This is a genomic window from Fluviicola taffensis DSM 16823, from assembly GCF_000194605.1.
GTDB lineage: Bacteria > Bacteroidota > Bacteroidia > Flavobacteriales_D > Crocinitomicaceae > Fluviicola > Fluviicola taffensis.
Window position 1 is genome coordinate 2532504 of the sequence record NC_015321.1, and the last position, 24787, is coordinate 2557290.

Below are 24787 nucleotides of genomic sequence, written 5' to 3' on the forward strand. Positions count from 1 at the left end.
ACCACTTTTTACCACTACATTTTAAAAGCTTAAAAAATCAATAAAATCAAACCTTTTGAATTAATTGTTGTAACCTTGTGAGGTTGTTTAACGTTAGAAGTTATCAACAAAGTGTAATTGAGTGGTAAAAAGTGGGTTATTTCCCCTAATTTTACCCATTATTAATAGCTATGGCTGGACTTGTCGGAGAATTTGAGGTGAAGCTGGACGGAAAAGGAAGATTCCTTTTTCCTGCTGGTTTGCGCAAACAACTTTCTCCGGATGCTCAGGAACAATTCATGTTGAATAAAGGCTTTGAAGAATGTTTGACGCTCTATCCGATGAACGAATGGGAGAAATTGTCAGTGAAATTGTCAAAGTTGAATTTGTTTAAGCCTCAGAATCGTATGTTTTACCGTTTGTTCCATCAAGGAGCAAAGCAAATTGCGCTAGATAATGCTGGTCGCGTTTTGATTCCGGTGATGCACATGGAGCGTGTGGGTTTGGATAAAGATGTGATGCTTATCGCATACAACGACCGAATTGAGATCTGGGACAAGTCTAAGTACTTCCAACTGATTGATGGAAGCATGGCTGATTTTGCTGATTTAGCAGATCAAGTAATGGGTGATTTAGGGAACGATGACGAATAACGACGCTACATACCATGTGCCTGTCATGTTGCAGGAATGTCTGGATGGATTGGTAATTAATCCAGATGGAATCTATGTTGATGTTACCTTTGGTGGTGGTGGTCATTCTCGCGCAATTTTCGAAAAACTTTCTCCAAAAGGCAAGCTGATTGTTTTTGATCAGGATCCAGATGCTCGCGCAAACGCTTGGGAAGCTCCTAATTTTCATTTCGTAGCTGCCAATTTTGCGTTTCTAAGAAATCACCTTCGGGTGATGGGAATTCCTGCTGTTGATGGAATTTTGGCTGATTTGGGTGTTTCATCCCATCAGTTTGATGATGCAAAACGAGGGTTTTCCATTCGTTCCAATGAGGTGTTGGATATGCGTATGAATCAAGCAGGAGATTTTACGGCGGCTAAAATTGTTCAGACGTATGACGAAGAGCAATTGGCTGCAATTTTCAGAAAATACGGTGAATTGGATCATCCGTTTAAAACGGCTGTTGAGTTAGTAAAAGCGCGTAACAAATCAAAAATCAAGACTACGGGTGAGTTGATGGAGGCTTTGATGCCTGTTGCTCCGAAATTTAAAGATCATAAATTCTTTGCTCAAGTATTTCAGGCGCTTCGTATTGAGGTGAACCAGGAGATGGATGTCTTGGAGAAGTTCTTACTTCAAACGGCAGATTCCTTAAAGCCAGATGGACGTTTGGTGGTGATGTCTTACCATTCTTTGGAGGATCGCTTGGTGAAGAACTTGATGAAGCGCGGAAGTTTAGATGGTTCTATTGAGAAGGATTTTTTCGGGAAAGTGCTGAAGCCTTTTGAGGAAATAAATAGAAAACCGATTCTTCCAAGTGAAGAGGAGATTCAGCGAAATACACGAGCGCGTAGTGCCAAGTTGAGGATTGCTAAACGAGTTGAAGATGGAAAATGAGTACAGAGAACGTGAGGGTGCGAATCCGATGGATGCTGTGCGAGGGAAATCAACCCGTGAGAAGTATTCAACGGAAATCCCTCCAACCGAAAAGAAGGAGCGAAAAGAAAAGAAGGCTCAGGCAAATTCGGGAGCTAAGCCGAAAACGGCTGCTGCTTCTAAAGCGAAACGACCAAATATAATCATTCAGGTACTCAACGGAGATATCTTGACGAGAGACTTTGTCTTGAATAATTTGACATTCATTTTCTTCATTTTGTTGCTTTTGTTGTTGATGGTTGCAAAAGGATATTATGGAAAGCAGTTGCAAAAAGACATTTCTGATTTACAGACGAATGTAGATGCTCAAACTGCTGAATATATTGAGAATAAAGCGCGTTTAGAAGAATCGACTTCGCGTTACCGTTTGGTGCAGGCATTGGAGAAAAGAGGGTTGAAAGAAACGGTAAATCCTGCAAAGGTGATACGATTAAAACGTGGTGGAGATGAGTGATAAAAAAGACTTGATGTGGCGGGCTTACCTGGTTTACATAGGTTTTTTTATCGCCTTGATAGTGGTGATTGTAAAAACAATCATGATTCAAACGGAAGGAAGTACTTCTTTGTTTGCTGCAACGGAAGAAAAGATTCCAACACGATCGGTAGAGCGCTACCCAAGACGTGGAGAAGTATTGGATAGAAATTATACACCACTGATTACGTCAGTGTCGTTCTTTGACATACACATGGATCCTACTGTTGTGGATCAAGAAATTTTCGATAAAGAAATAGGTGCTTTAAGCATCGGTTTGAGTAAGTTGTTTCCAGAAACTTCAGCGCGTGATTTTGAAAATTACATTCGAAAAGGACGAGCAAGAGGAAGAAGGTATATTACCATCAAACTAAAAGCTACAAATGAACAAAAGCATCGATTGGCTGAATTGCCAATTTTCAATTTGGGAAGAAATAAAGGAGGGTTGATTGATACCGATGAAACGATTTTGCGGAAACGCCCTCATGGTGAAATTTTAAAAAGAACCTTGGGGTATTACCAGCACAATGAGAATTCGAAAGAGTTACGTGTAGGAATCGAAGGTGCTTTCAATGAAGTATTGGCGGGAGAGCCTGGAAAAGAAATCGAACAGCGAATTTCTTCTGGTTGGAAGAAAACGGGTAAAATGATTCGCGAGCCAATAGAAGGTGCGGATCTAATCACTTCCATCGATATGGATATTCAAGAGGTGGCACACACGGAATTGTATCGCCAGTTGAAAAACCAGAATGCGAAAAGCGGTTGTGTGATTGTGATGGATGTGAAAACGGGCTTTGTTCGTGCGATATCGAACTTGCAATTAGCTTCTGATGGTGAATATTACGAGTTGTACAATCATGCCATTGGAACGAAAGAGGTACCTGGTTCAACTTTTAAGTTGGCATCGCTAATGGCTGCGCTGGAAGATAAAAAGATTAGTTTGGACGATACGGTCAATGCGGTTGGTAAGTATCAATTCTATGATCTAGAATTGGATGATTCCAATCCTTACGGTTATGGTAGAATTACTATTCGGAGAGCTTTTGAATTGTCTTCCAATGTGATTGCTCGTGTAATCAACAATGCGTACCGTAAAGAACCTCAATTGTTTATCGATCGTCTGCGTACTTTCGGAATTGGAGACTCCTTAGGGATTGATCTGCAAGGTGAATCTAAACCAACGTTGTATTCGCCAGGAACGAAGCAATGGTCGGGGGTTTCGCTTCCTATCATGTCGATAGGATATGAAATTCAACAAACTCCACTTCAAACCTTGGCATTTTACAATGCAGTTGCGAATAACGGAACTTTGGTTCGTCCACAGTTCGTGGAACACATTCGTCGAGGTCAACGCATTGTTAAATCGTATAAACCAGTGGTTCTTCGTCCGAAAATTTGTTCGGATAAAACACTTCGTTTGATGCAGGAGTGCTTGAAAGGCGTTGTGAAAAGAGGGACAGGAAGTGCATTGAAATCTTCGCTTTTCGATATTGCGGGGAAAACGGGAACGGCTGTTGTGCAAAATGCAGATGGACGTTACGGAGAAGATGGAAATAAAACCTATCAAGCATCTTTCGTAGGATATTTTCCTGCAGATGAGCCGCTTTACTCATGTATTGTTGTTGTAGCTGCTCCATCCAAAGATATTTACGGAGCAACTGTTTCAGGAACTGTTTTCTCGGCGATTGCGAATAAAGTGTACTCCAATTCATTGAATTACCACAAAGCAATCAATGAAGAAAAGAATCGAATCAAAGATGCGCCTTCAATCAAGGATGGGAATATCTCTGATTTGTTGACTGTTTTGAAAGGTCTGCATTTACCGTATCAATTAGATGCGTATAGCGAATGGTCGAGAGTGCGAACATCTGGTTCAAACATTTCAATTGTACCTCGAAAAATTTCATCAACAACAGTTCCAAATGTCATTGGACTTACTGCAAAAGATGCTGTTTGGTTGATTGAGCATTTGAAAATGCATGTGTATGTGCGCGGAAGCGGAAAAGTAGTTAAACAAACAATCTCTGCGGGATCACCAATTGTTCCAGGAGGTTTAATAGAATTAGTATTAGAATGAAAACGGTAAATGAATTAGCAAAAGCAACGGAAATTACGCAGTGGATTGGTCCAACTGATGTGGTGGTTTCTGCGCTTGTTTCAGATTCTCGCAAGGCTCTTGCAGGAACGCTTTTCATTGCGGTTAAGGGAACACAAGTCGATGCACACGATTTCATTTCTCAGGTAATTGAGAAAGGATGTAGAGTAATTGTTGCTGAAAGAGTTATTGAAGTTCCTGAACATGTAACTGTTTTGGTGGTTCCAAATTCGGCTTTGGCTTTAGGAGAATTAGCACATGCGTTTTACGATTATCCTTCTCGTTCATTGGAATTAGTGGGTGTTACTGGGACAAATGGAAAAACCACAACTACTACGCTTTTACATGATTTGTATACGGAATTGGGATATAAAGTGGGATTGCTTTCCACGGTTGTAAATCTGATTGGAAAAGAAGTGATTCCATCTACACATACAACTCCAGATCAAATTGCATTGAATGCGCTTTTAGCAGATATGGTTGATCAAGGTTGTTCGCATTGTTTTATGGAGGTGAGTTCACATGCGATCTCTCAACATCGAATTGCGGGATTGGTTTTCAAAGGTGGAGCGTTTACAAATATTACGCACGATCATTTGGATTACCACGGAACATTTAAGGAATACATCGCTGCGAAAAAAACCTTCTTTGATGAGTTGAAGAAAGATGCTTTTGCATTGGTAAATGCAGATGACAAGAATGGAATGGTGATGGTTCAGAATACCAAAGCCAAAGTTTCCACATTCGGATTGAAGACACATGCAGATTTCAAAGCGAAGGTTTTGGAGAATAGCTTCAGCGGTTTGCTTTTGACAATTAACGGAATTGAATTGTGGACACGATTAATTGGTGACTTCAATGCATATAACATCGCAACAGTTTACGGAATCAGTCAATTGCTGGGTTCCGATTCCACAGAGGTATTGACAGTTTTAAGCAAGTTGGAAGCTGTGGACGGACGTTTTCAGTTCACAAAAAGTGAAACAGATATTACCGCAGTTGTGGATTATGCACACACGCCAGATGCTTTGGAGAATGTATTGAAAACGATAGAAAATATTCGCACAAGAAACGAACAGGTTATTACAGTTGTGGGTTGTGGCGGAGATCGTGATGCGTTGAAAAGACCGGAAATGGCTCGCATAGCTTGTGAGTTGAGCAATAAGGTGATTTTGACATCCGATAATCCACGAACAGAAGACCCAGCTGAGATTTTAAAACAAATGGAAGCTGGAGTTGGAGCGCATCAAAGTATGAAGGTTTTGACCATTTTAGATAGAGACCAAGCGATTAAAACCGCAGTTTCCTTGGCGCAACCAAAAGATATTATCCTGATTGCAGGAAAAGGACATGAAAAATACCAGGATATCAATGGGGTGAAACACCCTTTCGATGATTTCGATGTTGTAAAAAATTACTTCACTAAACTGAAAAAATAATGAGCAGACAGGTAGCGATTAAGAATACAAACCCATACGAGCAAAGCGAGTATGCATTGGATTCAGCGAGCCTGTTAAGCGAGCAAAAATTCGTGAATTCGTGGCAAAAAGCGAGCGGAGCGAGCACAAACCAAATACTAAAAAGCTATGTTAACATACCTCTTTAATTATTTAGCACAAATGGATTTCCCGGGAGCGGGACTTTTCCAGTACATCTCATTCAGAGCTGCAATGGCATTGATTACTTCGTTAATCGTATCTATTATTTTCGGAAAACGTTTGATCAACTTGTTGCGTCGTCAGCAAATTGGTGAAACGGTTCGGGATTTAGGTTTGGCTGGTCAAATTGAGAAATCAGGAACGCCAACTATGGGAGGAATTATCATTCTTTCAGCGATATTAATTCCGACCCTTTTGTTTGCAAAACTGCACAATGTATATGTGTTCACCATGTTGGTGGCAACAGTTTGGTTGGGGGCAATTGGCTTATTGGACGATTACATCAAGGTTTTCAAAAAGAACAAAGAAGGATTAAAAGGAAAGTTCAAGGTAGTTGGTCAAATTGGAGTGGGAATTATCGTTGGTTCCATTTTGTATTTCCACCCAGATGTTCAAGTTCATAAAAAAGTAGCAGCAAACTATCATTTGCAAGCCGGTGAATCCTTCGTAACACACCAACATTCGAAAGATGTGGTGGATACAATTCCTTCCAAATGGATTGTAACGCGCGATATGACAACGACAATTCCTTTTGTAAAGAACAATGAGTTCAATTACAACTGGTTGATTGGTGATATCGATAAATCGTACGGATGGGTATTGTTTATTCCATTTGTAATCATTGTGGTAATTGCTGTTTCGAATGGGGCAAATATGACCGACGGATTGGATGGTTTGGCCACTGGAACGAGTGCCATTGCTGGAATTGCTTTAGCTGTTTTGGCTTATGTGACTTCCAATGTGCATTTCGCGGATTACTTGAATGTGATGTATGTTCCGTATGCAGAAGAGCTCGTAATATTTATTGCGGCATTTGTTGGCGCTTGTATCGGATTCTTGTGGTACAACAGTTATCCCGCTCAGGTTTTTATGGGGGATACAGGGAGTTTGGCTTTGGGAGGAATCATCGCGGTATTCGCTATTTCCATTCGTAAGGAATTATTGATTCCGGTACTATGTGGAATCTTCCTGGTTGAGAACTTGTCCGTGATTATGCAGGTGGGTTATTTCAAATACACGAAAAAACGATTTGGTGAAGGCCGACGTATTTTTAGAATGGCTCCTTTGCATCACCATTACCAGAAAAAAGGATTGCATGAAGCGAAAATTGTTTCCCGCTTCTGGATTGTAGCGATTCTTCTAGCTGTAGTATCCATTGTAACTCTGAAACTGCGTTAATGAATATTCAAAACAAAATAGTGGTTGTTTTGGGCGCTGGCGAAAGCGGTGTCGGTGCTGCGATTCTTGCAAAAGTGAAAGGGGCGAATGTGTTCGTTTCAGATTTTGGAAGTATCAAGGATTCTTTTCAAGGGGAATTGAATGAGCATCAATTGGATTGGGAGCAAAGAACGCATTCAATGGATCGCATCTTAGAAGCTGACTTGGTGATTAAATCGCCAGGAATTCCGCAGAAAGCGCCAGTAATGAAAGCAATTCGTGAAAAGGGAATCAAGGTGATTTCAGAAATCGAATTCGCAGGATATTTCACTACTGCTAAAAAAGTGTGCATCACTGGAAGCAACGGGAAAACAACGACAACTATGTTGATTCACCACATGCTGAAAAAAGCGGGGTTAAAAGTTGGATTGGCTGGAAATGTCGGTTACAGTTTCGCAAAGCAAGTGGCGTTAGAGGATAATGAGATTTACGTGTTGGAATTGAGTTCTTTCCAATTGGATGATATGGAAGATTTCAAAGCGGAAATTGCCATCCTGACGAATATTACTCCAGATCACTTGGATCGCTACGAATACAACATGCAATTATATGTGAATTCGAAATTTCGGATTCTGAATAATCAAACTGCGGGGGATTATTTCATTTACAACGCAGACGATAAAACAATACTTGCTGAATTGGAGAAACGCTCCATTTCAGCACAAAAACTTCCTTTTTCATTGACGCAAGAATTTGAACAAGGAGCTTATACAGCAAACAAACAACTCATCATAAACTTTAACAATCAATTCACTATGTCTATACATGAACTAGCTTTGAAGGGTAAGCACAATACCCAAAATTCCTTAGCTTCAGGGCTTGCAGGAAGAATTCTTGATATTCGCAAGGATATTGTACGCGAAAGTCTGTCTGACTTCGTGAATGTAGAACACCGTTTGGAATTTGTTGCCAAAGTATGTGGTATCGAATTCATCAACGATTCTAAAGCAACAAATATCAATTCAACTTGGTTTGCTTTGGAAAGCATGGAGCAACCAACGATTTGGATTGTTGGTGGTGTTGATAAAGGAAATGACTATTCCGAATTGGTGGAATTGGTGAAAGAAAAGGTGAAAGCAATTATTTGCCTTGGAAAAGACAATCAAAAAATCATCGATACGTTCTCTGGCCATGTGGAAACAATCGTAGAGGCAGGTTCAGCAATGGAAGCTGTTGCTTATGGTTACCGTTTGGCAAAGAAAGACGAAACAGTTTTGTTGTCTCCAGCGTGTGCGAGCTTTGACTTATTCGAAAATTACGAAGACAGAGGAAATCAATTTAAAGAGGCGGTTCGTTCACTTTAAAACCAACGAGTCATGGAAATTAAAAAGGTAGATCAGCAAACGCAATTGCTTCAAGCACGACGAGAGTCTTTGGATGCAGCTGAAAGAATGTCCCTCAGACCATTGGGTAAATTGTGGGGTATGGATGTGTTTACGTGGTACAAGCCAGAAGTTGAGGAGTTGTCTGCGACGATTTCTACATTTCCATTTCCTGTTTTTTGGTTGTCAAATGAAATGAATATTCAAGAAATGGCACAAGTGGATCCTGGAACATTGCGTTCGGTAAAATGGTGTGCTCAGTTTGATAATCCGCAACTTTCAATTCCTTCTGATATTATCTCTGAAATGAATTTGGTTACTGGAACTGAATCATTGGAAGATGCGTTGGAATTTTTGAAAACAACAAAACAAACAAGACATATTTTATTGTTTACCGTTCAAGGAAATGAATGGAAAACGAAGATGGAACTCTTTGAAAATTTTGTCAAGCTACATCAATAAAAAATGGTACAGTTTCTAAGAAAGCACTTTAAAGGAGATTTGGTGATTTGGGTGGTTACACTCATCTTGCTTGGGTTTTCGTTGGTTTCTGTTTACAGTTTCGTTCCGATTTTAGTCAAGATTGAGGGAGGAACACCATTCAAATATTTGTTCAAACATTTTATTTATATACTTCTAGCTGTCTTGGCGATGTATTGGGTTCATAAACGTGATCCGATGTACATTTCCAAGATGTCGAAGATCATTTATTACGGCTCAATTGCCTTGTTGATTTTCACTTTGTTTTTCGGAACTAAAGTGAATGAAGCAGGTCGCTGGGTAAAAATTCCATTCGTTGGATTGACCTTTCAATCGTCCGATTTTGCAAAATTGGCTTTGTTGATTTATGTGTCCAGAATGCTCGTTAAGAAGAAAGATGAAATGAATGATTGGAAAAAAGGCTTTTTACCAGTGATGGCACCGATAGTTATTATTTGTGGGTTGATTGTTAAGGATAACTTTTCAACGGCTGCCATCCTGTTCATGATTTGCTTTATGTTGCTTTTCCTCGGAAGAGTACCTTTTTCCAAACTTTTTTCGGTCATTTTTGCAGGGATATTATTGTTTGTGATGGCCATCGGTTTACACAAAGCATTACCTGATTTGAATATTCTTCCTCGTTACGAAACGTGGGTCAATCGTTTTACGAATCGGTATGAAAATGCGGATGATATTGATGCGCCAGGAAATTTGCAGGCAAAGAGTGCCGAACAAGCTATTTATTCTGGAGGATTTCTTGGTCAAGGAATTGGAAAAGGAAAAGTAAAGGAATTTATTCCTGAGGCGTATGCAGATTTTTTCTTTGCTTCTTTCGTGGAGGAATTCGGTTCGTTTTCGGCAATTATTTTAGTGTTACTTTACCTCATTATGCTCTATCGCATTATGCGAATTGCACTTCGAGCTGAGCATCTCTTTGAGACTTATGTTTGTCTGGGGATTGGGATTTTATTGCTCTCTCAGGCAGCTGTAAATATGATGGTTTGTACAGGGATATTTCCTGTAACCGGACAAAATATGCCCTTTTTAGCTATGGGTGGATCTGCCATGATTATGGCGTGTGTTGCAATTGGAATTGTGCAAGGTGTTGCGCAAAAACAAGAAGAAAAAGTTTCTGTAGAATCTGAACCTGCTTTTGCATGAAAGAATTAAAAAAAATAGTGATATCGGGTGGCGGAACAGGCGGACATATCTTTCCTGCTTTGGCCATTGCGAATGAGATTAAAAAGCGTTTTCCTCAAGTAGAAATCCTATTTGTTGGTGCTGAAGGGAAAATGGAAATGGAAAAAGTTCCAGCTGCGGGCTATAAAATTGTTGGTTTGCCTATTGTTGGTCTCCAACGAAAATTGACCTTGAAGAATTTAGCGCTTCCTTTCAAATTACTCAAGAGTCTTTCATTGGCAAAGAATATCTTGAAAGATTTTAAACCGCAAGTGGTTATTGGAGTTGGGGGATATGCTAGCGGACCCACATTGAAAATGGCGCAACGTTTAGGAATTCCCACCCTGATTCAAGAACAAAATTCATATCCAGGAAAAACCAACCGCTTATTGTCTAAGAAAGTGAAAGCAGTTTGTACCGCTTATGAAGGTTTGGATACTGTTTTTCCACCAGAAACGATTCGTTTAACGGGGAATCCTGTTCGGGAAGAGTTGAATCAAACAAATTTAAGCAGAGAAGAAGCCTTTGCGGAATTTCCAGTATTGGATCCTACAAAGAAAACCATTTTGGTAATGGGCGGAAGTTTAGGTGCTCGTACTTTGAATGAAGGAGTGATTTATGGATTGGATCAATTGGCTGATGCAAACACCCAAATTTTGTGGCAATGCGGGAAGTATTATTTCGAAGCCATGAAAAAAGAAGTAGAGATTCGGAAAAAAGCTGCAATTTATTTGACTGATTTTATTGCCAGAATGGATGCCGCTTATGCGGTTGCAGATGTGATTGTTTCACGTGCCGGAGCATTATCTATTTCTGAATTGTGCATTGTAGGAAAACCTATTATTTTGGTTCCTTCCCCAAATGTTTCTGAAGATCACCAAACCAAAAATGCCATGGCTTTAGTGAATGGTCAGGCAGCTATTTTGATTAAAGATGATGTAGCAAAAGAACAATTGATTTCAGAAGCTATTGGGATTTTAAATAATGAAGATAAGGGGCATGGGTTACGTATTGCAATTAAAAGAATGGCAAAACCCAATGCAACAAAAGATATTGTGGATGTGATTGAACAATTGGCGTAGGGATGCGATGCCTCGCGTCCATACAAAATGGGAGCAATAAAAATGGAATTAGACAATATAAAACGTTTTTACTTCATAGGCATCGGCGGAATCGGGATGTCTGCCTTGGCACGCTATTTCAAAGCGAAAGGGTTTGATGTTGCTGGTTACGATAAAACGCCTTCACCTTTGACAGATGAGTTACAAAAAGAAGGAATCCCTGTTCATTTTGACGATTTGGGAGAAAACATTCCTTCTGAATATCGAACTATTGAATCTACATTAGCGGTTTACACACCAGCTATTCCCAAGAATATGGGAGAGCTCGTTTACGTGGAGAAAAGGCATAAAGTATTAAAGAGAAGTGAGGTTTTGGGTTTGATTACCCAAACAAGCAAAGGACTTGGAGTTGCGGGAACTCATGGTAAGACAACTACTTCAACAATGCTAGCTTATGTTTTGAGTCAATCGCACTTGAAATGTTCTGCATTTTTGGGAGGAATTTCTTCCAATTTTAATTCGAATGTTTTAGTGGATGCTTCTGCAGATTATTCGGTCATAGAAGCAGATGAATTTGATCGTTCGTTTTTAAGATTGAAACCCTATGCGAGTATTATTACGGCAATGGATCCTGATCATCTAGATATTTACGGCACGGAAGAATTGTTCCAAGAAGGCTTTCAAGAATATGCAAATAAGCATTCGGACAATCAGTTACTCATTTATAAATATAATCTGCCTTTGAAACAAACCGGTTTTAGAGGGATTAGTTATGGAATCAATACTCCGAGTGCACAAGTGAATGGAAGTAATTTGCATTACGAAGATGGAAAATTCATACTAGATATTCAGTTTCAAGACGAGTTGTGGGAAAGTGTTTCACTTGGTTTACCAGGGATTCATAATGCGGAAAATGCCTTGGCAGTTGCAATGATGTGCAGAGAATTGGGACTTTCCGAAGAAGAGATTCGATCAGGATTAAAAAATTTCAAAGGAGTTAAACGAAGATTCGAATATCATTTGCGCACCGAAAAATTGATTTACATAGACGATTATGCGCACCATCCAACAGAGATTGCAGCATTGGTTTCATCCATTCGTTTGCTTTATCCGGATAAAAAAATAATTGGTGTTTTTCAACCGCATCTTTTTTCAAGAACACGTGATTTTGAAGATGGATTTGTAGTGGAGTTATCAAAGTTAGATCAGGCGATTATTATGCCTATTTATCCTGCAAGAGAAGAACCGATTGAAGGAGTAACGAGCGATGAGTTGGTGCGGAAAATTGGAAAAAAAGCCAGTTTAAAAACACCGAAAGAAGTACTGGAATTCATGAGTTCCGTTGATGAAGGTGTGGTTTTAACAATTGGAGCAGGAGACATAGATCGAATAGTACCTGAAGTAGGTAAAATATTAGAGAATAAGTAATTTGAAGGATAAACTGAAAATAGCAGCTTGGGCATTATTTGCTGTTGGAATCATCTCCATACTTTATCTTGCACGTAAAAGTCAGGATGAGGCAATTGCTTTGAAGCCAACAATCTCTATTTCAGTAGTAGATGAGAATGCATTTTTGACAGAAATGGAGCTCTTAGCTCGTTTGGAGAGATTGAATCTGCTTTATCCAAATCAACTTATGAAAAACTTAAAAACTACAGATATTGAAGTTCATATTCGGAAAATGCACGAGGTGGAAGAGGTGAATGTTTTTAAGCAGTTGGGAGGAAATTGGGGGATTCGTTTAAAAATCAGGCAGCCATACGCGCGCGTTTTTAACCAATTTGGGGAAAGTTTTTATGTTGATTCAAAAGGAGCAACAATGGCTCCGTCGACCAATTTCACTGCTCGCATTTTAGTTTTTAGCGGAAACATTAAGGATAAAATAGACACTTTATTAGTTAGTGATATTGAGGCGAATCCAAAACTCAAAAATGAACGAAGTTTGGACGAGATTTTCCGCATTTCAAAAGTTATTCATGAAAGTCCATTTTTATCAGCACAAATTAGTCAAGTCCATAGAGATAAATGGGGCGATTTTATTTTAATTCCTCGAGTTGGAGCTCAACGGATTGTTTTAGGACCTGCATCTACTGAAAAGGATGTAAATGAGAAATTGAAAAAGTTGGTGGTCTTTTACAACAATGGATTACCATTCGTTGGTTGGAATAAATACAAGACAATCAATCTGAAATACCGCAACCAAGTGGTATGTACTTATATGAACGACACGCTCTAGTGTTGTTATATTAACATTTAGTTTATTATTTTGTTGTAATTCAATGCAACTAAAGTTTAGTAACATTTTTTTGAGGGGCTAGCCCTCTTTATTATATTGGATTGTCCATCTAGATTTGCCTTATTAAAATGAAATTAAGGATTTATTAAGAGCATAGATGAAACGTAATAATCTACTACTACTTTTTTTTATTACTGTTGTGTATTTTAGTTCTGTATCGCAACAAGATATTACGTTACATCATCAGCAAATTGTTCAACTTGGTAGTGGACGCTTCTTTGATCAAGGAGGTGAAAATGGAGAGATGCCAAATGAATATTTGCGAGCAACTATTAAAGCTCCTACTGGTTATATTCACGCTTTTTTTACAGCGATTGATATTCCCAGTGGGAGCGAGTTGCGAATCTACAAAGGTCAAGACACGATTCAATTAATCGGACTTTACAATGGTACTTATAAACCAATGGATTTTTTTGGGAAATCATTTACAATCGTATATGACCCCAAATCATCTGTCGGTACAGCGCCTGGATTTTCTGGGTTAGTTCAACCAATTCCGGTGCAAGATGTCATGGAAAAAGCTACTTTGCCTGAAAGCGATTGTATTGGAGCGATTCCTTTATGTAGTAATCTTACGGTAAATACTTCTGCTAACCAATATGAAAATACAGGAAATGTAAATGATGATAACGGAAGTTGTTATTCAGGGACAGGAAATGGTGGTTCTGTGTGGTATTCTTTTTCCCCTCAAACGAATGGGAATCTTGATTTCATGATTAATCCAACAGGATCAACTGATTATGACTTTGTGTTGTGGGATATTACTGCTGGTTGTGCAAATAAAACACAGCTCTCCTGCAATTATTCTGCAACACAGGGAGCAACAGGATTGAATTCATCTGGTTCCAGTAATTCACAAGATGCGTCAGGAACCACGAATAATTCATTGGTGGCTGTGCAAACGACAAAGGTTTATGCTTTGTGTATCAATTACTATGGTGGAACCAATGCTGGATTTACTTTAGGATTTCATAATATTGCATCTACCGTAAATATTGTGGATAATACTCCCCCAACGATTAGCAGTGCATATAGTTCGAATTGTGCGGCATCGACATCGTTTACAGTAAATTTTTCAGAATATATCGACTGTAATACGTTACAAGCATCCGATTTTGCGATTCCTGGCTATACCGTTACAATTATTACAACAAATTGCGTCAATGGAAAAACCAATAGTGTTGTACTTGGAGTTTCACCTTCAATGCCTCCAGGAAATTATTCGATGACAGTCAATGATATGAATGATCTCTGCGGAAATCCACTTAATCAGGTTTATCCAATTAATACATTGGTTACACCAACTGCTAATGCGGGACCAGATAGAGTTGCTTGTTCTACTATCGGTTTCTTCGGGATTCCAAGTTATGGTTCTGTTACATTAACCGGTTCAGGAGGGACGAGTTACATTTGGAGTACGGGGCAAACGGGTGCTTCTGTTTCTGTTTCACCAAGTTCAAGTACGACTTATACATTAACAGCTATTTCAGGTAATTGTTCTTCAACGGATCAGGTAAACGTTACTGTTTCTGCTTCGCCAGTTGTTAATTTAGGTCCAGATCAAACGATTTGTTCTGGATTTCCTGTAACCTTAAATGCAAGTGGAGGTGGAACATACCAATGGCAATCTACAACGAATGGTGGTTTCTTTGGAACTCCAACAGGTTGGGCAAACATTGGTGGAGCAACGGGTTCGTCATATACTGCTAGTCCTACAGGAACGATATATTATCAAGTAAATGTGACAAATGCCCAAGGTTGTACAGGAAAAGATTTTATTAAAATTACCATTGGTTCAGGAACATTTGGGATAACTGCGCCGCCTTTTGTTTGTCAAGGTTCATCCGTTACCTTAACATTGCCAGGAAGTATGACTGCTTATACATGGAATCAGGCTGGGACACCTGTTGGAACGGCAAATACACCATTAACAGTTTCACCAAGTGCAACAACAACTTATACAGCAGTAAGCACGACGGTTGGTTGTACGGGTAGTGCAAGCGTAACTGTTCCAGTTCATCCTTTGGGTACTTTGACTACAAATGTAAGTCCAGCATCAGCATGTCCAGGAGTTCCTGTAAATTTAACTTCAACTGCACCAGCTGAAACTTACATTACTCAAACTGAAAATTTTGAAAGTGCTAATTCATTTACATTTGTAAATGGAACAGTTAACAGGTGGTATTATGGAACGGGAGCCGCAGCAAATGGTACAAAATCAATTTATGTTGGAACAGCTACAGGGAATAATAATTACGTAACTACTAACTTCTTGGGTCTGGCTCAATCGAGCATTAATTTTGCCTATAAGAATTATACCATTACTAGCTATTGTAGTCCTACTTTGAGCTTCAATTGGAGATGCAATGGTTTAGGAGGAACTTCTGAACTCACCATTTGGGCAGTGCCAACTACAATTACGCCAACAGCTGGTACAGCGATTACCGCAACTGGAGGGAATGTTTTATTGGGAGGTCCATATTCTGGATCAAATGCATTTTCAAATGTGGTTCTAAGTCTAGCAAATTACGCTGGACAATCTGTTCGTATCGTTTTCCAATGGAGAAGTGAACCTTCATTATTTTCGCCTGGCTCACCGAATAATAGTGCTGCATGTATAGATGATGTTGTATTTACAGATAACACGACGTATAGTTATGCTTGGGTTTCTTCACCCGCTGGATTTACAGCTAGTACTGTTAATGCTACCGCTAATCCAACTGCTGCAACAAATTACACCATGACTGCAACACGCTGTGATGGATGCCCAATGGCGAGTTCAATTGCGGTGATTGATTGCAATCCGCTTCCTGTTGGTTTGTTGGAATTTAAAGGAGAGAAAAAAGAGCGCGAAAATAAGTTGATTTGGATTACTGAAAATGAGGTTGATTTAGATTATTTCATCCTTGAAAGAAGTCCAGATGGAATCAATTGGGAATTTGTTACAAATGTAGATCCAAGTGGCAATTCCAACGAATTAACGCATGATTATTCGGTGAGTGATTATTCGTTTACGAGAGATAAAATAAATTATTACCGATTGATTCAAAAAGAGAATGATGGTAAAAGAGTAGTTGCGGATAAAATGGTCTCTATTGATAACCGTATTCAGTCAAAAGTAATTATTGGTAGAACAAACCTATTAGGTCAGACAATCTCAGACAATCAAAAAGGATTGGTGATATTGATATATGAAGATGGAACCTCGGAAAAAGTGTTTTTACAAGATTAAAATAACTACCCACTACTACTACTACAAAGCATAAGCACACACAACTATGCCCCGAAACAAAGAGACTGCACCTGTAGTCTCTTTGCTGTTTTATTGAAGTTGGTCTGAATCCAAAAGGAATTTATTTTCCATAACCCAAAGAATTAAGCTATTATTTCTGGCATCTAGATTCAGTTTTTTGCAAATACGTGAACGATAGTTTTCAACTGATTTGGGCGATACAAAAAGCATATTAGCAATATCTTTGCTGGAGTATTTTTTGCTAACTAACTTTAAAACCTTTAATTCAGTAGGTGTTAATGATTTGATTTCATCTGTAATTAAATCCATGCGAGGATCTATTTCGCGTTTGTTGTGTTGGTCTCTTAGGACCAATGGAAGGTAAGTTTTTCCAGCTAGTACCCAATTGATGCATTCTACAATTTCTTCTGAAGTATTGTCTTTGATTAAATAACCTTTTGCGCCATTGTAAAAGGCGAGTTTAATAACATCTGTAGTTTTATGGATAGATAATATAATGACTGCTAAATCTGGAAATTCTTGTTGAATTTCACTGCAAGTCTCCAGGCCGTTTTTTACAGGCATATCAATATCTAGAAGAACAATGTCTGGATTGAAATGAGGAATGTTTTCAATGACTTCAGATCCATTTTCGTAGGCCTGTATTTCCACTTCTTCAAAGGAAGATTGAAGAAGAAATTGAAGCCCGCTTCTAAATATGGGATGATCATCAGCTAGAATTACTTTCATTTAAATCGTTATTGTCAAAGAGATTCCTTTGTTATTTCCTGTTTTTAAATCTAACCGCCCGCCGATTATTGCGGTTCTTTCTCGAATGGTTAAAAGACCCAGCCCATTTTTATCTTGTGAATCTGAAATTCCAATTCCATTGTCGCGATATTGGATGATTAGTTCGCCATTTTTGCGTTCAAGTGTTACTTTCAATGCGCTAGCATGTGCATGTTTAATGGTGTTAGAAATGCATTCTTGAATGATGCGGTAAATTTGAGAACTCGTTTCAATGCTAAAATTTGTGCCGTTTAATTCATACTCAAAGGTGCACAACATATCTGTACCAGATTGTGTTTTCTCAATCAGGGAATTTAAAGCAGTTTCCAAACCTATTTTTTCCAATGCAGCTGGATGTAACTGATGACTGAGGACCCTTGTTTGCTCTAAAATATCTCCAATTTCCAGGTCTACACCATCAATTTTAGTAATTTTTCCAGTACTAAAAAGATTGAGTTTTGATTTTACAACTGCTAAACTCTGTCCAATATCATCGTGTAAATCTTTCGAAATACGAGAGCGTTCTTCATCAATTTGTTCGATCAATTTTTGCGAAAAAAGGGACTTTATCTTGCGAGATTTGCGAACGTTGTAGATATAAATAGCTCCCAAAATGACTAAGAATATTGAAAAAATGACCAAGAAAGTAAAACGATAGTTGGCTGATTTTAATTCACTTTTTGTTTGAAGAAATTTGTTTCTTTGTTTAGAGTCTGAAAGCTCATTTTCAAGCCGTTCTTTTCCGTAAATAGTCTGTAGTCGTGTTTGTTCATTTTCATTAGACACTTCTCTTATGCTATCTGAAAGGGAGCTGTAATTACGTTCTAATTCATAAGCTAACTTGAAATTTCCCTGCGCAGAGGCTAGTTTTGATTGCAGAGCAATTAATTCCATTTGAAAGTAGGGGTCGTTGTATGATTGAATGTAAAACTCTACTGAATCAATACATCTTTCTGCTGTTTGGAAATCTTTTTGTTCAACGGAAACCATTCCTCTCATTATAAATGAAGTAATCAGGTACATTGGATCTCGATAGGTTTGTACAATTGCAAGTGCAGAATCACTATTTCTCGATGCTTCATTCAATTGCTTGTTATCTAAATAAGAAGATGATAAATTGACATATGCTGCTGCAATTCCAGCTGGGAAACCAATTTTTTTAGCTTCAATTACCGTTTGTTTGTAATGAATAATGGATCCTTTAAAATCTTGAATTTGATGAGTTACTAGACCTAAGTTATTTAAAACATTTAGTCGCAGACGAGATTCCTGGGTTTCCGTTGCAAGAATCAATGCTCGTTCTAAATCTTTCTTAGCTTCATTGTATTTTTTAGCTTTTAATTTTAGAAGTGCAAGGTTGTTTAGTAAGTATCCAGTTGCAAACTTTTCACGATGTTTTTCTGAAATACGCAATCCTTTTAAATAGCTTTCGGTTGCCTTGTCATACATCAGACGAGCTTCATACATGATTCCTATACCGTTGTATATTTCTAATTGGTTTTCGATATAATTTCCTTTTTTAGCATCCTTCAACAGTTCTTTGAAGCCATTATCTGCTTTTAAAATATCGTGGTCTAAGGTGAGGAAGTTTAGTCTAATTTTTGTTGAGTTAATTAACTTGTAATCTTTTGTTTTTTTTCCAATTGATATACTCTTAGCGTAGTACCTTTTTGCTTCTTTCAGATTGTTTGAATAATAATTGAAACTCCCATAATACTGATAGATGTAGCCAATTTCATTTTCCTTGTGTAGCTTTTTTGCGAGTTGGATAAACTGTTCGCCAAGTGAAAAAACGGTTGAACTATCGTAGTATGTTGCTTGCTTGATTTTAATCTTAAGATCCTCCAACTTTTTCAAATCAGCTTTTTGAGCAGCTAATGATTGAATGATTAGTAAGAAAAAGAAGACTAATGGTAGTCGTTTTGACATTGTAAAAAACAGTTTGAATGCTAAAATTAAAGATACATAAATTTTCAATTTAAAAAACGAGACCAATTTAACGATTAAGTAACTAGTTGAAAGGCACTGTTTTCAGTCTGTCCAGCTCTGTTTTGAGATGAAAAAAGGAGTAACCTTTATTAACAATACTTGTTTAATAAGTATTCTAAATTCACGGGGAACGGGGCGAAATAAAATTTAAGTTTGTACATACCCTATTATAGGTAAGAACCAAAACATCGATATGTGATGGTTTTCAATCGATAAAGACAGGAATTAATTGGATAAATTCTATTTGAGGAATGTTAAACGATGAAGTTTAGTCCCGATAGTTGTCGGGATGTAAATTGAAGAAAAAGAAGAGTTTATGTCAGCGGGAAAAAAGATTGTAGTTGGATTGGATATTGGGACCACTAAAATTGCATGTTTGGTGGGAACGAAGAATGAACATGGGAAAATTGAAATTATTTCCATGGGAAAAAGCGAGTCTTTAGGTGTTGCCAGAGGAATCGTGTCCAATATTGAGAAAACAGTGCAGTCTATTAAATCGGCAGTAGAAGAAGCTCAAAACCGAGTGGATGCAGATTTGATTATTCGCGTGGTGAATGTAGGGATCGCTGGTCAGCACATTAAAAGCTTACAGCACCGAGGGATATATACAAGAAACAATCCAGATGTTGAGATTTCTCAAAAGGATATCAATGCATTGATTGATGATATGTATAAATTGGTAATGCCTCCAGGAGAAGAAATTATCCATGTGTTGCCACAGGAATATATTGTTGATAACGAAACAGGTATTATTGATCCAATTGGAATGATGGGAGTTCGCTTAGAGGCAAATTTCCACATTATTACAGGTCAAATAAATGCGGCGAAGAATATTAAGATTTGTGTTGATAAATCTGGACTTCAAGTAAAAGATATCATTTTGGAGCCTATTGCTTCTGCAGATGCTGTTTTGAACGACGAAGAGAAAGAAGCTGGAGTGGTTTTGGTTGATATCGGTGGTGGAACTACGGATGTTGCTATTTTCCACGAAGGAGTTATTCGTCATACAGCTGTTATTCCTTTCGGAGGAAATGTGATTACTGACGATATCAAAGAGGGATGTACGATTTTACGCCGTCATGCGGAAGCATTGAAAGTAAAATTCGGTTCTGCTTTGGCTTCAGAAAGTTTGGAAACAGAAGTTGTTTGTATTCCAGGTTTAAGAGGAAGAGATCCAAAAGAGATTACACTTCGTAATTTGGCAAGTATCATTCAGGCTCGTATGGAAGAAATCATTGAGCATGTTCACTACGAAATTGTGAATTCTGGATATGAGAAGAGAATGATAGCTGGAATTGTAGTTACTGGAGGTGGTTCTCAATTGAAACACATCACTCAGTTGTTTGAGTATATGACTGGGATGACAACAAGAATTGGGCTTCCAACAGAGCATTTGGCTTCTACAAATACGATTGAAGCAATTACGTCTCCGATGTATGCAACGGGTATTGGATTGGTGATGAAAGGATTTGAAAACGATGTTCCTCAGAAGGCCGTAACAGAAGCTGTAACTGGGCAAGTAAAAGGACATTCTACGAAAACGAGAGGAAGTTTCTTTGATACTTTGTTAACAAAGAGTAAAAATTTCTTCGCGGAAGAGGAGTAATAGTAAATTAGCCCCGATTGAGTCTGTCAACGGATAGATATCGGGGGGTAAAAAGCTTAGCTTTTGTAGTGAGAGTGAAGCTGAAAATTAAAAGACAATAAAAACAACAACAATAAAAAAAAGCATATGGAGTTCGATTTGCCAAAAGGAACAACGTCAATTATCAAAGTGATTGGTGTTGGTGGTGGTGGAAGTAATGCTGTAAACCACATGTTCGATCAAGAAATCAAAGGTGTTGATTTCATCGTTTGTAATACAGACCGTCAGGCTTTGGATATTTCTCCAGTGCCTTATAAAATTCAATTAGGCCCAAGTTTAACTGAAGGACGTGGTGCGGGCGCAATTCCTGAAATTGGAAGAAATGCTGCCGTTGAAAACATTGAAGATATTCGCGCATTGCTTTCAAATGGAACAAAAATGGTTTTCGTAACTGCTGGAATGGGTGGTGGAACGGGAACTGGTGCTGCTCCTGTGATTGCTCAAGTTGCTAAAGAATTAAATATTTTAACTGTTGGTATCGTAACGATTCCTTTCGCTTTTGAAGGTCGTCGTCGTCGTCAGCAGGCCGAAGAAGGATTAGATGTTATGCGTCAATGTGTTGATACCTTATTGGTAATCAATAACGAACGTTTGCGTGAAGTGGGTGGAAATATGTCATTGGCTCAAGCATTTGCTTTGGCTGATAATGTATTGGCAACTGCTGCAAAAGGAATTGCTGACGTAATTACAACTACTGGAGCAATCAACGTGGATTTCAACGATGTGAATACGGTAATGCGTAATTCAGGTGTTGCAATCATGGGGTCTTCTGTTTCTGAAGGTGAAGGTCGTGCAATCAACGCAGTTCAAGAAGCATTGAATTCTCCGTTGTTGAATGACAACAATATTGAAGGTGCTAAATACATCTTGTTGAATATTACTTACGGTGATATCGAAGTTACTATGGATGAAATCGGTGAAATCACGGATTACATTCAAGATGAAGCAGGTTCTTCTGCAGATGTTATTTGGGGACATGGTTACGATCCAAGTTTAGGAAATAAATTGAGCGTTACTTTGGTAGCAACGGGATTTAATTCTTTACCATTTACGGGTTTTGAAAAAGCTCCAGAAAAAACGATTTCTGTTTTGGAAGATGAGCCTAGAAATGAAATTAAAACTCCCTTGACATCTCCAACGCATCAAATAGTTCCTGAGAAAAAAGAAGAAGAACAACCTTTTTTAAAAGCGGAAGCTAAAGTAGAGGAAGTGAAAGTTGCTCCTTCTGCTGGAACTATTGAATTTGACTGGGATGTAAAATCGGAAGTAAAACCAATGACGAGTCCAACGTCTTCTATCGAAGAAAAGGAAGCGCCAAAACGTTTTTTCTTAGAAGATGAGACACAAGCGAAGGTTGAATTGGAGAACGTCGTTCAAAAAGCTCCAGTAAGCGCTGAAGAATTGCAACGTCGTAATATGGAGCGTATGGATCGCATCAAAAATTACAACAGTAAATTGAAGAAAGCTGAAGGTTTGAAAGAATTGGAAGATGAGCCAGCATTTGTTCGTAGAAACATTCACTTGGATCAAGTTGTAAAAAGTGAAGAATCGAATGTAAGCCGTTTCGGACTTTCAGATGATGGAATCAAAACAAACAACTCTTTCTTACACGATAACGTAGATTAATAAAAGACTGAATAGACTAGAGACTTAAGACTAAAGACAAATCCGTCTTTGGTCTTGTGTCTTCAGTCTTAAATCTAAGAAAATGAATTTCACAGAAAAAATAAATCAGGATATAAAAACTGCAATGCTTGCAAAGGAAAAAGAACGCCTTGCAGTTTTGCGTGATATTAAAAGCAAATTATTACTTGAGGCAACGTCGGGTAGTTCTGGCGAGTTGAGCGAAGAAGCAGCGAATAAAATCGTTTTGAAATTGCACAAACAACGCATGGAAACGTATCAGATTTATGTAGATCAAGGGAGAAATGATTTGGCGGAAGAAGAATTGTTTCAAGCAAAAGTATTAGAAGATTACTTGCCAAAAATGATGTCTGAAGACGAAGTTCGTGCAATTATAGCGGCTAAAGTTGCTGAAGTTGGCGCAAGCGGACCGCAAGATATGGGTAAAGTAATGGGGCCTGTAAGTGCTCAGTTGGCTGGTAAAGCTGACGGAAAACGTGTTGCTGAATTGGTCAAAGAAGCATTGGCTAAATAGAATTATAGTAATAAACGAGTTTTCCTTAGACTCAGTTTTTATTGTTGGAGAATCCCGTTCGTTTGAGCGGGATTTTTTGTTGTGACGCGATGCATAGCGTCCACAAACTATAATCTCTTTAACAAAAACTCCCGTTGCGAATCTTTCGTGAAATATGGAAAGAACATTTCTACCAACAAGTTGTGATATTTATCTACCGTACTTTCAACTGGTTCGCCATAAACTTCTGCGGATGCAATCCAATAATCACTGAAAACGCGAATGCGCTCATTCAATCCGTTATATTCTCCTTCAAATGCAGGTGCCCGCATGATTCCAGCTTTAATCGCTAAATCAAAGGAATACAAATAAGTTGTTCGTCTGACTTCTTCGAGTTGCTTGAAATGTTCGTGCAGTTTTGGATTTTCACGCATGTTCTGATTGAAATCAATCATTAAAAATCGAAATTTGAATAATGCTTCCATGCCGTTTCTGGTAGAATCCAGAACAAACTGAAAATCCATTTTTTCGGTATCCAATTTCGCCTTTTCTTCTTCAAATGTTTCCATTAATTGGAAAAAAAGTGCCTCAATAATATCTTCTCGGTGTTTGAAATGGTAGTTCAAATTCCCTTGACTGATAAACATTTCGGCTGCAATTCTCCGCAAAGTAACATTTGGAACTCCATGGGTGTTGAATAAGTTCAAGGCTGTATGCAATATTTTATCTCTTGTTTTCATTTTATTTTTAGTAATCTTGACCTAAATCAATAATTTTAGTACCTTTGACCTAAAGATAATTAAAAATTCCGTTATGAAGCGTAAACAATTATTTGAATTCGAAGATCAATCTTGGTTTCCAGGTTTTTTAAGAAATTACTTGACCGATTTTTTGCAGTTTATTTCCAATCAATTTGATATTTATAAAGCAATTACACCGCTTTTATCAGAAACGATTAAAAATAGTGGAGAGCAACGAATTATTGATTTGGCCTCTGGCGGCGGCGGCGGTTTATTCAAGTTGTCTAACCGCTTGAAAGAAGAACACCCAAATTTGGAAATTGTTCTTACAGATTATTATCCCAATTTGAAAGCCTTTGAGTATGTTGCCAAACAAGCGTCGAATTTTAAATACGAAACACAATCGATAGATGCTCGTTTAGTTCCTTCTGACTTAAAAGGTGTGCGTACTCAGTTTTTGTCCTTACATCATTTCAAAGAAGAAGATGCGGTTCAAATTCTTCAAAATGCGGTCGACTCCAAAAGTTCGATTGCAATTTTTGAATCCCAGGAACGCAATTTAAAAAGTATCCTTGCTATGATTTTTTCTCCAATAAATGTTCTGTTGATGACACCATTTATTAAACCCTTTTCAATCGGTCGAATTGTTTTCACCTATCTTATTCCTTTAGTTCCTCTTTTCGTGATGCTCGATGGGATTCTATCTGCATTGAGGACTTATACCATACCAGAAATGAACGAGTTGATTTCTCGAGTGAATGGGCATGAAAATTTCGATTGGAAAGTAGGAAGACAAAAATCAGGCCCAGCTGGTATTCTGTATTTAATAGGCGAACCGAAGGGTTCTTAGAAGTTATAGATTCAAAATGAATATTTGTACGAAACCG

20 protein-coding genes are annotated in these 24787 nt (G+C 38.2%); 17 read left to right on the plus strand and 3 right to left on the minus strand.

Going from position 1 to position 24787, the window contains the following annotated elements; all coding sequences use genetic code 11:
* Positions 1-170 precede the first annotated feature (170 nt).
* The 13 genes from mraZ (at position 171) to FLUTA_RS11115 (ending at position 16600) form a co-directional block, all read left to right on the plus strand.
* Entirely contained in the window at positions 171-632 is a 462-nt protein-coding gene (mraZ, locus tag FLUTA_RS11055; protein ID WP_013686961.1) for a division/cell wall cluster transcriptional repressor MraZ, read from the plus strand.
* Positions 622-1548 (plus strand): 16S rRNA (cytosine(1402)-N(4))-methyltransferase RsmH, encoded by a 927-nt coding sequence (rsmH, locus tag FLUTA_RS11060; RefSeq protein WP_013686962.1) that lies wholly within the window; start codon positions 622-624, stop codon positions 1546-1548. The genes mraZ and rsmH overlap by 11 nt, the downstream gene beginning before the upstream one ends.
* Positions 1538-2041 (plus strand): FtsL-like putative cell division protein, encoded by a 504-nt coding sequence (locus FLUTA_RS11065; protein WP_013686963.1) that lies wholly within the window; start codon positions 1538-1540, stop codon positions 2039-2041. Before rsmH ends, FLUTA_RS11065 begins: the two co-directional genes overlap by 11 nt.
* Positions 2034-4136, plus strand: coding sequence for a penicillin-binding protein (locus FLUTA_RS11070; protein ID WP_013686964.1), 2103 nt, complete (start codon positions 2034-2036; stop codon positions 4134-4136). Before FLUTA_RS11065 ends, FLUTA_RS11070 begins: the two co-directional genes overlap by 8 nt.
* Positions 4133-5593 (plus strand): UDP-N-acetylmuramoyl-L-alanyl-D-glutamate--2,6-diaminopimelate ligase, encoded by a 1461-nt coding sequence (locus FLUTA_RS11075; RefSeq protein WP_013686965.1) that lies wholly within the window; start codon positions 4133-4135, stop codon positions 5591-5593. Before FLUTA_RS11070 ends, FLUTA_RS11075 begins: the two co-directional genes overlap by 4 nt.
* Positions 5594-5740: 147 nt before the next feature.
* Positions 5741-6991, plus strand: a complete 1251-nt coding sequence (gene mraY / locus FLUTA_RS11080; RefSeq protein ID WP_013686967.1) for a phospho-N-acetylmuramoyl-pentapeptide-transferase — start codon at positions 5741-5743, stop codon at positions 6989-6991.
* Positions 6991-8334: a UDP-N-acetylmuramoyl-L-alanine--D-glutamate ligase gene (gene murD, locus FLUTA_RS11085; protein ID WP_013686968.1), complete on the plus strand. Its 1344-nt coding sequence runs from the start codon at positions 6991-6993 to the stop codon at positions 8332-8334. Before mraY ends, murD begins: the two co-directional genes overlap by 1 nt.
* A 12-nt stretch (positions 8335-8346) precedes the next feature.
* Entirely contained in the window at positions 8347-8814 is a 468-nt protein-coding gene (locus tag FLUTA_RS11090) for a hypothetical protein (RefSeq protein WP_013686969.1), read from the plus strand.
* A 3-nt stretch (positions 8815-8817) separates the two neighbouring features.
* Positions 8818-9993, plus strand: coding sequence for an FtsW/RodA/SpoVE family cell cycle protein (locus tag FLUTA_RS11095; protein WP_013686970.1), 1176 nt, complete (start codon positions 8818-8820; stop codon positions 9991-9993).
* Positions 9990-11093, plus strand: a complete 1104-nt coding sequence (gene murG / locus FLUTA_RS11100; RefSeq protein ID WP_013686971.1) for an undecaprenyldiphospho-muramoylpentapeptide beta-N-acetylglucosaminyltransferase — start codon at positions 9990-9992, stop codon at positions 11091-11093. The genes FLUTA_RS11095 and murG overlap by 4 nt, the downstream gene beginning before the upstream one ends.
* Before the next feature lie 27 nt (positions 11094-11120).
* A complete protein-coding gene (gene murC / locus FLUTA_RS11105; protein WP_013686972.1) occupies positions 11121-12500 on the plus strand; it encodes a UDP-N-acetylmuramate--L-alanine ligase in 1380 nt (459 codons plus the stop codon).
* Position 12501: 1 nt separating this feature from the next.
* Positions 12502-13308: a cell division protein FtsQ/DivIB gene (locus FLUTA_RS11110; protein ID WP_013686973.1), complete on the plus strand. Its 807-nt coding sequence runs from the start codon at positions 12502-12504 to the stop codon at positions 13306-13308.
* A 157-nt stretch (positions 13309-13465) separates the two neighbouring features.
* The gene (locus FLUTA_RS11115; protein WP_013686974.1) at positions 13466-16600 is read left to right on the plus strand and encodes an Ig-like domain-containing domain; all 3135 of its coding nucleotides are present in this window, start codon (positions 13466-13468) and stop codon (positions 16598-16600) included.
* 90 nt (positions 16601-16690) lie between these two features.
* On the opposite strand, the gene FLUTA_RS11120 is transcribed toward FLUTA_RS11115, so the two are convergent.
* Positions 16691-17350 carry a response regulator transcription factor gene (locus FLUTA_RS11120; RefSeq protein ID WP_013686975.1) on the minus strand — a complete coding sequence of 220 codons (660 nt, stop codon included), beginning with the start codon at positions 17348-17350 and terminating at the stop codon, positions 16691-16693.
* Positions 17351-19318 (minus strand): tetratricopeptide repeat-containing sensor histidine kinase, encoded by a 1968-nt coding sequence (locus tag FLUTA_RS11125; RefSeq protein ID WP_013686976.1) that lies wholly within the window; start codon positions 19316-19318, stop codon positions 17351-17353. It lies immediately after the preceding gene.
* 376 nt (positions 19319-19694) lie between these two features.
* Here FLUTA_RS11125 and ftsA point away from each other — a divergent pair, with 376 nt between their 5' ends.
* The 3 genes from ftsA to FLUTA_RS11140 all read left to right on the plus strand — a co-directional run bounded on the left by ftsA (position 19695) and on the right by FLUTA_RS11140 (position 23181).
* Positions 19695-20984, plus strand: coding sequence for a cell division protein FtsA (gene ftsA, locus FLUTA_RS11130; RefSeq protein WP_013686977.1), 1290 nt, complete (start codon positions 19695-19697; stop codon positions 20982-20984).
* 126 nt (positions 20985-21110) lie between these two features.
* The gene (gene ftsZ / locus FLUTA_RS11135) at positions 21111-22649 is read left to right on the plus strand and encodes a cell division protein FtsZ (RefSeq protein WP_013686978.1); all 1539 of its coding nucleotides are present in this window, start codon (positions 21111-21113) and stop codon (positions 22647-22649) included.
* A gap of 82 nt (positions 22650-22731) precedes the next feature.
* A complete protein-coding gene (locus FLUTA_RS11140) occupies positions 22732-23181 on the plus strand; it encodes a GatB/YqeY domain-containing protein (RefSeq protein ID WP_013686979.1) in 450 nt (149 codons plus the stop codon).
* 107 nt (positions 23182-23288) lie between these two features.
* Here FLUTA_RS11140 and FLUTA_RS20800 read toward each other — a convergent pair whose 3' ends face one another.
* Entirely contained in the window at positions 23289-23900 is a 612-nt protein-coding gene (locus FLUTA_RS20800) for a TetR/AcrR family transcriptional regulator (protein ID WP_013686980.1), read from the minus strand.
* A 73-nt stretch (positions 23901-23973) separates the two neighbouring features.
* Here FLUTA_RS20800 and FLUTA_RS11150 point away from each other — a divergent pair, with 73 nt between their 5' ends.
* A complete protein-coding gene (locus FLUTA_RS11150) occupies positions 23974-24750 on the plus strand; it encodes a class I SAM-dependent methyltransferase (RefSeq protein WP_013686981.1) in 777 nt (258 codons plus the stop codon).
* Positions 24751-24787: the final 37 nt, after the last annotated feature.